This window comes from Kitasatospora sp. NPDC007106 (assembly GCF_040634455.1).
GTDB classification, from domain to species: domain Bacteria; phylum Actinomycetota; class Actinomycetes; order Streptomycetales; family Streptomycetaceae; genus Kitasatospora; species Kitasatospora arboriphila.
This window is the reverse complement of the sequence record NZ_JBEYFP010000203.1, coordinates 1-9,591: the sequence shown is the minus strand read 5'-3', so window position 1 is coordinate 9,591 and position 9,591 is coordinate 1. Positions and strand designations below refer to the sequence as shown.

Here is a 9,591-nt window from a genome sequence, read left to right as displayed (position 1 = left end):
GCCGGCGACGACGCCGGCCGAGGAGGTAGGTGGTTCACGTGAGCCCGCACAAGGCCGGCGCCGTCCCGGCGATCGAGTTGACCGGGGCGACCAAACGCTTCCGGACGCCGTCCGGCACCCTGCACACCGCCGTCCGGGACCTCGACCTGACCGTCGCCCCCGGCGAGTTCGTCGCCGTCGTCGGCCCCACCGGCTGCGGCAAGTCCACCACCCTGACCCTGGTCAGCGGCCTGGAGGAGCCCACCGAGGGCGAGGTGAAGGTCTACGGCGAGCACGTCGACGGGATCGACCCGAACGTCGGCTTCGTCTTCCAGCAGGACGCCGTCTTCCCGTGGCGGACGGTGCTCTCCAACGTCACCGCCGGCCCCCGGTTCCGCGGCGTCGGCGCCGACGAGGCCCGCGAGAAGGCCCGCGACTGGCTCGCCCGGGTCGGCCTCGCCGCCTTCGAGGACCGCTACCCGCACCAGCTGTCCGGCGGCATGCGCAAGCGCGTCGCGCTGGCCCAGACCTTCGTCAACGACCCGAAGATCCTGCTCATGGACGAGCCGTTCTCCGCGCTCGACGTGCAGACCCGGGCCCTGATGTCCGACCAGCTGCTGGAGCTGTGGGCGGGCACCGGCTCCTCGGTCGTCTTCGTCACCCACGACCTCGACGAGGCGATCGCCCTCGCCGACCGGGTCGTCGTGATGACCGCGGGACCGGCCACCGTCAAGGAGGTCTTCACCGTCGACCTGCCGAGGCCGCGCACCGTCGAGGCCGTCCGCCTGGAGCCCCGCTTCGTCGAGCTGTACCGCGAGATCTGGGCCTCCCTCGGCGAGGAAGTCCGCATCACCCGTGAGAGAGGAGCGGGTCGTGCCGCTTGAGACCGCCCCCGCCGCCGCACCCGCGGCCGCCCCCGCCGCCACCCGCAGCCAGGTCCGCGAACGGGCCGCTCGCAACCGCCGCAACGGCGTGTACGCCGCCCGGGCCGGTGTGCTCGTCGCCTTCCTCGGCCTGTGGGAGGTCTGCGCCCGCACAGGTGTGATCGACCCGTTCAACTTCTCCCAGCCGTCGAAGATCTGGGCGCAGATCTGGCAGTGGATCACCCACGGCACCGCCCAGGGCTCGCTCGGCGAGCAGATCGGCTACACCCTGTACGAGGCGCTCAGCGGCTGGGTGATCGGTGTCGTCACCGGCGTCCTGCTGGGCATCGCGCTCGGCCGGATCCGCTTCCTCGCCGACGTGTTCGGGCCCTACATCAAGGTCCTCAACGCGATCCCGCGGATCGTCCTCGCGCCGATCTTCCTGATCTGGTTCGGCCTCGGCCCGGCGTCCAAGGTCGCCTCCGCCGTCGTCCTGGTGTTCTTCCCGGTGTTCTTCAACGCCTTCCAGGGCGCCCGCGAGGTCGACCGCAACCTGGTCGCCAACGCCCGCATCCTCGGCGCCGACAACCGCAAGGTCACCCTGCAGGTCGTCATCCCCGCCGCCACCACCTGGATCTTCACCAGCCTGCACGTCAGCTTCGGCTTCGCCCTGATCGGCGCGATCGTCGGCGAGTACATCGGCGCCACCAAGGGCCTCGGCCTGATGGTCGCCGCCGCCCAGGGCACCTTCAACGCGGCCGGCGTCTACGCCGCGATGACCATCCTCGCCGTGGTCGCCCTGTTCACCGAGGGCCTGCTCACCTTCGCCGAGAAGCGGCTCTTCCGCTGGAAGCCCGCCGAATCCGGCGACGGCCGCTGAGCCGCAGCCCCACCCCGCAGTTCCCGCAGAACGCCCCGCAGCACGTCCCCCGCAGTAGCCCCCGCAGAAGACTCCCCCCGCGCACCCAGGAAGGCCCCCACCCATGCGCAGAACCGCCGCCGCCGCCCTCGCCGCCGCCCTCCTCCTGCCGCTGGCCGCCTGCGCCAACGACGCCGCCTCCACCTCGCACAACGGCGCCGCCCCGGCCGGCCCCACCGTCGAGGGCCCCAAGGTCAAGATCATGGTCGGCGGCCTCGACAAGGTCATCTACATGCCCGCCATGCTCACCCAGCGGCTCGGCTACTTCGCCGAGGCCGGCGTCAACGTCGAGCTGATGAGCGAGCCCGCCGGCGTCAACGCCACCACCGCCCTCCTCGCCGGTGACGTCCAGGGCGCCGTCGGCTTCTACGACCACACCATCGACCTGCAGGCCAAGGGCAAGAGCGTCGAGTCCGTCGTCCAGTTCTCGCAGGCCCCCGGCGAGGTCGAGGTCGTCTCCGCCAAGCAGGCCGACGCCATCAAGAGCGGCGCCGACTTCAAGGGCCGCAAGCTCGGCGTCACCAGCATCGGCTCCTCCACCGACTTCCTCACCAAGTACCTCGCCGTCAAGAACGGCGTCGACACCAGCCAGTTCAGCCCGATCGCCGTCGGCGCCGGCCAGACCTTCATCGCCGCGATGCAGCAGGGCTCCATCGACGCCGGCATGACCACCGACCCGACCGTCGCCAACATCGTCTCCAAGAACATCGGCACGGTGCTGTACGACATGCGCACCCCCGAGGGCTCCAAGGCCGCCCTCGGCGGCCTCTACCCCTCGTCCTCGCTGTACATGAACACCGCCTGGGTGAACAGCAACAAGGACACCGTGCAGAAGCTCGCCAACGCCTTCGTCAAGACCCTCAAGTGGATGAACACCCACACCCCCGAGGAGATCGCCGCGAAGATGCCCGCCGACTACGCACAGGGCGGCGCCGAGCAGTACGCGGCCGCCATCAAGGCCACCCTGCCGATGTTCACCACCGACGGCGTCATGCCCGCCGACGGCCCGAAGACCGTCCTCGCCGTCCTCGGCGCCTTCCACCCCGACGTCAAGGGCAAGGAGGCGAGCATCGACCTCGCCAAGACCTACACCACCGAGTTCGTCAACAAGGCCACCGGCTGACCCGGCCCCGCGACCTGTGACGGCCCCCCGCCCTCCCGGACAGCGGGCGAGGGGCCGTCACAGCCGTTCCACCGGCCCCGCGACCATCCGCGACGGCAGCCCCGCCGCCTTCCCGCAGCTCTCCGGACGCGGCGGCTCCGACACCCCCGCCGTCACCGGCACCCGCCAGCCGCGGCCGTCCACGTGCCGCACCTCCACCGACCAGCCACCGCCCACCGCCGTCTGGCGCACCGTCAGCGCCTCCGCCGCCGTCTCACCCACCGCGAGGCGCACCGCGTGCTCCGCCGCCTGACCCGGACGGTCCCAGCACGACCGGCCCCGCGAGAACTCCGGCACCGTGTGCCCCGCCGCCGTCGACGCCAGCACCTCCTTCGCCGCCGCCCCCGACAGCCGCCCGTACGCGTACCCGAACGGCAGCACCAGCATCGTCGGCGAGAACCGGTGACCGCCCAGGTGCGTCACCTCCCACACCTCGCCCAGGCCCGACGCCGCCAGCTCCGCCGCCAACGGACGCCCCAGCAGCGCACAGCACCGGTCCCGGCGGCCGTTCGTGCAGACCAGCGCGAGGGGACCGCCGTCGTGCTCCACCCCCAGACCGCCGTGCACCCCCGCACCCAGCGCCGCGAAGTCCAGGCCCAGCAGCTCCGCCGGATCCGCCACCGACCAGCGCCGCACCCACGACCGGCCCGGCACCGTGTGCGCCACGACCACCCGGTGCCGGTCCTGGGGCCGGGCGTCCGCATGACGGCCGGGAGAACGCACCAGCGCCACCCGCACCCCCGAACCCGCCGCGGCCGCCTCCAACGCCGCCCCCACCGCGGTCTCCAGATGGCTCTCCACCAGCGCCTTCGCCCCCCACGGCCCGGCCTGCTCCAACAGCAGCCAGGTCGAGGCCGTCGCCGCGGTCGCGGCCAACGGCTCGGACAGTTCCAGCGACAACGTCGCGCAGGTGCTCACCCAGGCAAGCCTACCCTCGCCACCCCCGGCAGCCCCGGCCGCGAAGCACCGCCCCGGCCGCACCACCGGCCCCCCGCCGCAACGCCGACGGGGGCGCCGCCGAAGCAGCGCCCCCGCCCACGCAGAACCGGCCCTACAGCCGGCTGCCGACCGCCGCTACCTGCGCGGACACCGGCGAACCCGAACCGTCCCGGCGCGGATCCCGCTCCGGCAGCACCACCGGCGAACCGTTCGCCGCAGCCGCCAACGCCGGCACCGCACCCGCCCACGCGAACGCCAACACGTCCTCACCCCGCAGGAACCGCTGACAACGGACACCGCCCGTCGCCCGGCCCTTGCGCGGATACACCTCGAACGGCGTCACCTTCCACGTCGTGTGCTCACCGCCCGACAGCGTCGCCGACGCCGCCGCCACCGACAGCACCACCGCGTCCGCACCCGGATCCACCGCCGTGAACGACAGCACCCGGGCCCCCTCCGACAGCTTGATGCCCGCCATACCGCCGGCCGGGCGACCCTGCGGCCGCACCTGACCCGCCGGGTACCGCAGCAACTGCGCGTCCGAGGCGATGAAGACCAGGTCCTCCTCGCCCGTCGCCAGCTCCACCGCACCGACGACCTCGTCACCCTCCTTGAGGGCGATCACCTCGAACTCGTCCTTGTTCGACGGCCACTCCGGCACTACCCGCTTCACCACGCCCTGCACCGTGCCCAGCGCCAGACCCGGCGAGGACTCGTCCAGGGTCGTCAGCGCCAGCGCCCGCTCCCCGGCCTCCAACCGCAGGAACTCCGACACCGCCGCACCACCGGCCAGCGACGCCGCACCCCCCGGGGGCAACTGCGGCAGGTCGATCACCGGCAGCCGCAGCACCCGGCCCGCCGTGGTCACCACACCCACGTCCGCCCGCGCCGTCGCAGCCACCGCCGACACGACCACGTCGTGCTTCGCCCGCTGCTCCGACACCTCCACCGACTCGCCGTCCGCCGTCCGCGCCAGCAGACCCGTCGACGACAGCATCACCCGGCACGGATCGTCCGCCACCTCCAACGGCACCGACAGCGCCGCACTCGGCACCGCCCCCGCCTCCAGCAGCACCGTCCGGCGCGGCGAACCGAACTGCTTCGCCACCGCACCCAGCTCCGACGAGACCACGCTGCGCAGCCGCGCGTCCGACTCCAGGATCTCCGTCAGCTCCGCGATCTCCGCCGTCAGCTTCCGCTGCTCGTCCTCCAGCTCCACCCGGTCGAACCGGGTCAGCCGCCGCAGCGGAGTGTCCAGGATGTACGCCGTCTGCACCTCCGACAGCGAGAAGCGCTCGATCAGCCGCTCCTTCGCCTGCGCCGCGTTGTCGCTCGACCGGATCAGCGCGATCACCTCGTCGATGTCGACCAGCGCCACCAGCAGGCCCTCGACCAGGTGCAGCCGCTCCTGGCGCTTGCGCCGCCGGAAGTCACTGCGCCGCCGAACCACCTCGAAGCGGTGGTCGACGTAGACCTCCAGCAGCTCCTTCAGGCCCAGCGTCAGCGGCTGACCGTCCACCAGCGCCACGTTGTTGATGCCGAAGGTCTCCTCCATCGGCGTCAACTTGAACAGCTGCTCCAGCAGCGCCTCCGGCACGAAGCCGTTCTTCACCTCGATCACCAGGCGCAGACCGTTCTCACGGTCCGTCAGGTCCTTGACGTCCGCGATGCCCTGCAGCTTCTTCGCGTTGACCAGGTCCTTGATCTTCGCGATCACCTTCTCCGGCCCGACGCTGTACGGCAGCTCGGTGACCACGATCCCCTTGCGGCGCGCCGTCACGCTCTCGATCGCCGTCGTCGCCCGGATCTTGAACGTCCCCCGGCCGTTCGCGTACGCGTCCCGGATCCCCGACAGACCCACGATCCGGCCGCCCGTCGGCAGGTCCGGACCCGGCACGAACCGCATCAGCGTGTCCAGGTCCGCGTTCGGGTGCTTGATCAGGTGCCGGGCCGCCGCCACCACCTCGGCCAGGTTGTGCGGCGGCATGTTCGTCGCCATGCCCACCGCGATGCCCGAAGCGCCGTTCACCAGCAGGTTCGGGAACGCCGACGGCAGGACCTGCGGCTCCTGCTCACTGCCGTCGTAGTTCGGACCGAAGTCGACCGTCTCCTCGTGGATCGACTCCACCATCGACATCGACGCCGCCGTCAGCCGCGACTCCGTGTACCGCATCGCCGCCGGCGGGTCGTCGTTGCCCAGCGAACCGAAGTTCCCGTGCCCGTCGATCAACGGCAGCCGCATCGAGAACGGCTGCGCCATCCGCACCACCGAGTCGTAGATCGACGCATCGCCGTGCGGATGCAGCCGACCCATCACCTCGCCCACCAGGCGTGCGCACTTCACGTGCCCGCGCTCCGGCCGCAGACCCATCTCGTTCGCCTGGTACAGGATCCGCCGGTGCACCGGCTTCAGACCGTCCCGCGCGTCGGGCAGCGCCCGCGAGTAGATCACCGAATACGCGTACTCCAGGAACGAGCCCTGCATCTCGTCCACCACGTCGACATCGAGAATCCGCTCCTCGAAGTCACCGGGCGGCGGGGTGGGCGAACTGCGGCGGGCCATCGCGGCGGGGCTCCTTGCGTGTCGGGCTTGCGTCTGTCGAACGGCGGCCGTCCACCGGCCGCCGCGTCGAACCCTACGGGGGCACGGCGCCCCCCATTGTGGACCCTCCCACCCACAGCCACGCCCACCCCCGCCGACCCGGGCCCCGCAGCCCCCGCCCCCGCACCCGCACCGCCCACCGCCGCGGCCGACCCCCACCGCGTCCGCCCCTGGCGAACGCCGCCCCTGCGCGGACACATCCCGGGCCCCCGCGCGTTGCACCACAATGGGGACACGCACACAGCCCCCGACCTGCACAACCACCAGGGAAGGACCCACAGCGCATGGCCCAGCCGGCCCCCGCCTCCCACCGAGGCCTCGCCATCACCGAACACCGCCTGGCCAACGGCCTGCGCGTGGTGCTCTCCGAGGACCACCTCACCCCGGTCACCGCCGTCTGCCTCTGGTACGACGTCGGCTCCCGCCACGAGGTCAAGGGCCGCACCGGCCTCGCCCACCTCTTCGAACACCTGATGTTCCAGGGCAGCCGCAACGTCTCCAACAACGGCCACTTCGAACTGGTCCAGGGCGCCGGCGGCTCCCTCAACGGCACCACCAGCTTCGAACGCACCAACTACTTCGAGACCATGCCCGCCCACCAGCTCGAACTCGCCCTCTGGCTCGAGGCCGACCGGATGGGCTCCCTGCTCGACGCCCTCGACGACACCTCCATGGAGAACCAGCGCGACGTCGTCAAGAACGAACGCCGCCAGCGCTACGACAACGTCCCCTACGGCACCGCCTTCGAGAAGCTCACCGCCCTCAGCTTCCCCGACGGCCACCCCTACCACCACACCCCCATCGGCTCCATGGCCGACCTCGACGCCGCCACCCTCGAAGACGCCCGCGCCTTCTTCCGCACCTACTACGCCCCCAACAACGCCGTCCTCTCCATCGTCGGCGACCTCGACCCCGAGCAGACCGTCGCCTGGGTCGAGAAGTACTTCGGCAGCATCCCCGCCCACAACGGCAAGCAGCCCCCGCGCGACGGCACCCTCCCCGACACCATCGGCCGCGAACTGCGCGAACTCGTCGAGGAGGACGTCCCCAGCCGCGCCCTCATGGCCGCCTACCGCCTCCCCCACGACGGCACCCGCGAGGCCGACGCCGCCGACCTCGCCCTCACCATCCTCGGCTCCGGCGAATCCAGCCGCCTCTACAACCGGCTCGTCCGCCGCGACCGCACCGCCGTCACCGCCGGCTTCGGCCTGCTGCGCCTCGCCGGCGCCCCCAGCCTCGGCTGGCTCGACGTCAAGACCAGCGGCGACGCCACCCTCGACGCCGTCGGCACCGCCGTCGACGAGGAACTCGCCCGCTTCGCCGCCGAAGGCCCCACCCCCGAGGAACTCGAGCGCGCCCAGGCCCAGATCGAACGCGAATGGCTCGACCGGCTCACCACCGTCGCCGGCCGCGCCGACGAACTCTGCCGCTACGCCGTCCTCTTCGGCGACCCCAAGCTCCTCAACGAGGCCCTCCCCAAGGTCCTCGACATCACCGCCGAAGAAGTCCGCGCCGTCGCCGCCGCCCGCCTCCACCCCGAGAACCGGGCCGTCCTCGCCTACGAGCCCACCACCACCGGCCCCGACGCCGACGACACCACCGAGCAGGAGACGGCCGCGTGACCAGCCAGATGACCTTCCACCCGCAGCCCGCCGCAGGCACCGCCACCCCCTGGGCCTTCCCGGCACCCCAGCGGCTCACCCTCGACAACGGCATCACCGTCCTGCACTGCCACCGCCCCGGCCAACAGCTCGTCGCCGTCGACCTCGTCGTCGACGCCCCCCTCGCCGCCGAACCCACCGGCCTCGACGGCGTCGCCAACATCCTCGCCCGCGCCCTCAACGAAGGCACCGAGCACCACACCGCCGAGGAGTTCGCCGCCGAACTCGAACGCGCCGGCGCCACCCTCGACGCCCACGCCGACCACCCCGCCGTCCGCGTCAGCCTCGAAGTCCCCGCCTCCCGCCTGGAACGCGGCCTCACCCTCCTCGCCGACGCCCTCCGCGCCCCCGCCCTCCCCGAGGACGAGATCGAACGACTCGTCGCCAACCGGCTCGACGAGATCACCCACGAACTCGCCAACCCCGCCCGGCGCGCCGCCAAGGCCCTCTACGCCGCCCTCTTCGACGCCACCGACCGGCTCTCCCGCCCCCGCAGCGGCACCGCCGACACCGTGCGCACCATCGACCGCGCCGCCGTCCACGCCTTCTACCGGGCCCACGTCCGCCCCGGCACCACCACCGCCGTCGTCGTCGGCGACCTCACCGGAACGGACCTCCCCGCCCTCCTCGACAGCACCCTCGGCACCTGGACGGCTGACCCCGCCGAGCCCTCCGTCCACGCCCCGGTCACCGCCGACGACAAGGGCCGCGTGATCATCGTCGACCGGCCCGGCTCCGTCCAGACCCAGCTCCTCATCGGCCGCATCGGCCCCGACCGCCACGACCCCACCTGGGCCGCCCAGATCCTCGGCACCTACTGCCTCGGCGGCACCCTCACCTCCCGCCTCGACCGCGTCCTGCGCGAGGAGAAGGGCTACACCTACGGCGTCCGCGCCTTCGCCCAGCCGCTGCGCTCCGCCGCCGACGGCTCCGGCCGCGCGCTGCTCGCCATCAGCGGATCCGTCGACACCGCGTCCACCGCGCCGGCCCTCGCCGACACCTGGACGATCCTGCGCACCCTCGCCGCCGAGGGCCTCACCGACGCCGAGCGCGACGAGGCCGTGCAGTTCCTCGTCGGCGTCGCCCCGCTGAAGTACGAGACGGCCGGCTCGGTCGCCGGCACCCTCGCCGACCAGGTCGAGCAGTACCTGCCCGACGACTACCAGGCCGAGGTCTACCGGCAGCTCGCCGAACTCGGCACCGAGGCCGCCACCGAGGCCGTCGTCGCCGCCTTCCCGCCGGACCGCCTGGTCACCGTGCTGGTCGGCGACGCCTCCGTCATCGGCGACGCCGTCCGGGACCTCGGCATCGGCGAGGTCACCGTCGTCGCCAACTGACGTACGGCACCCCGGGCCCGGGGGGGGGGGGGGCGCCCCCGGGCCCCCGCGGGTTTTGGATTGGCCGCGGGCCGCTGGGCATAGGACACCGCGGTAAAACACAGACCACAAAAAATAAATAGTTTTGGG

Annotated in this window: 7 protein-coding genes; 5 read left to right on the top strand and 2 right to left on the bottom strand. The window is 72.4% G+C overall.

From position 1 onward, the window contains the following. Positions 1-38 precede the first annotated feature (38 nt). From ABZ641_RS17735 to ABZ641_RS17725, 3 genes are all read left to right on the top strand, one after another. Positions 39-863, top strand: a complete 825-nt coding sequence (locus ABZ641_RS17735; protein ID WP_344623268.1) for an ABC transporter ATP-binding protein — start codon at positions 39-41, stop codon at positions 861-863. After that, a complete protein-coding gene (locus ABZ641_RS17730; RefSeq protein ID WP_344623269.1) occupies positions 853-1,722 on the top strand; it encodes an ABC transporter permease in 870 nt (289 codons plus the stop codon). The genes ABZ641_RS17735 and ABZ641_RS17730 overlap by 11 nt, the downstream gene beginning before the upstream one ends. 103 nt (positions 1,723-1,825) lie before the next feature. Then, entirely contained in the window at positions 1,826-2,884 is a 1,059-nt protein-coding gene (locus tag ABZ641_RS17725) for an ABC transporter substrate-binding protein (RefSeq protein ID WP_344623270.1), read from the top strand. Positions 2,885-2,941: 57 nt separating this feature from the next. Here the strand turns inward: ABZ641_RS17725 and ABZ641_RS17720 are convergent, their stop codons facing one another. Next, on the bottom strand, positions 2,942-3,841 hold the full coding sequence (locus ABZ641_RS17720) for a sucrase ferredoxin (RefSeq protein WP_344623271.1): 900 nt from the start codon (positions 3,839-3,841) through the stop codon (positions 2,942-2,944). 133 nt (positions 3,842-3,974) lie between these two features. Further along, the gene (locus tag ABZ641_RS17715) at positions 3,975-6,425 is read right to left on the bottom strand and encodes a DNA topoisomerase IV subunit A (RefSeq protein WP_344623272.1); all 2,451 of its coding nucleotides are present in this window, start codon (positions 6,423-6,425) and stop codon (positions 3,975-3,977) included. Between the two features lie 323 nt (positions 6,426-6,748). On the opposite strand from ABZ641_RS17715, the gene ABZ641_RS17710 reads away from it, so the two are divergent. Both ABZ641_RS17710 and ABZ641_RS17705 read left to right on the top strand, forming a co-directional pair. Then, positions 6,749-8,086: a pitrilysin family protein gene (locus ABZ641_RS17710; RefSeq protein WP_344623273.1), complete on the top strand. Its 1,338-nt coding sequence runs from the start codon at positions 6,749-6,751 to the stop codon at positions 8,084-8,086. After that, complete coding sequence (locus ABZ641_RS17705; RefSeq protein ID WP_359982836.1) at positions 8,083-9,462, top strand: pitrilysin family protein; 1,380 nt, start codon at positions 8,083-8,085, stop codon at positions 9,460-9,462. The genes ABZ641_RS17710 and ABZ641_RS17705 overlap by 4 nt, the downstream gene beginning before the upstream one ends. Positions 9,463-9,591 lie beyond the last annotated feature (129 nt).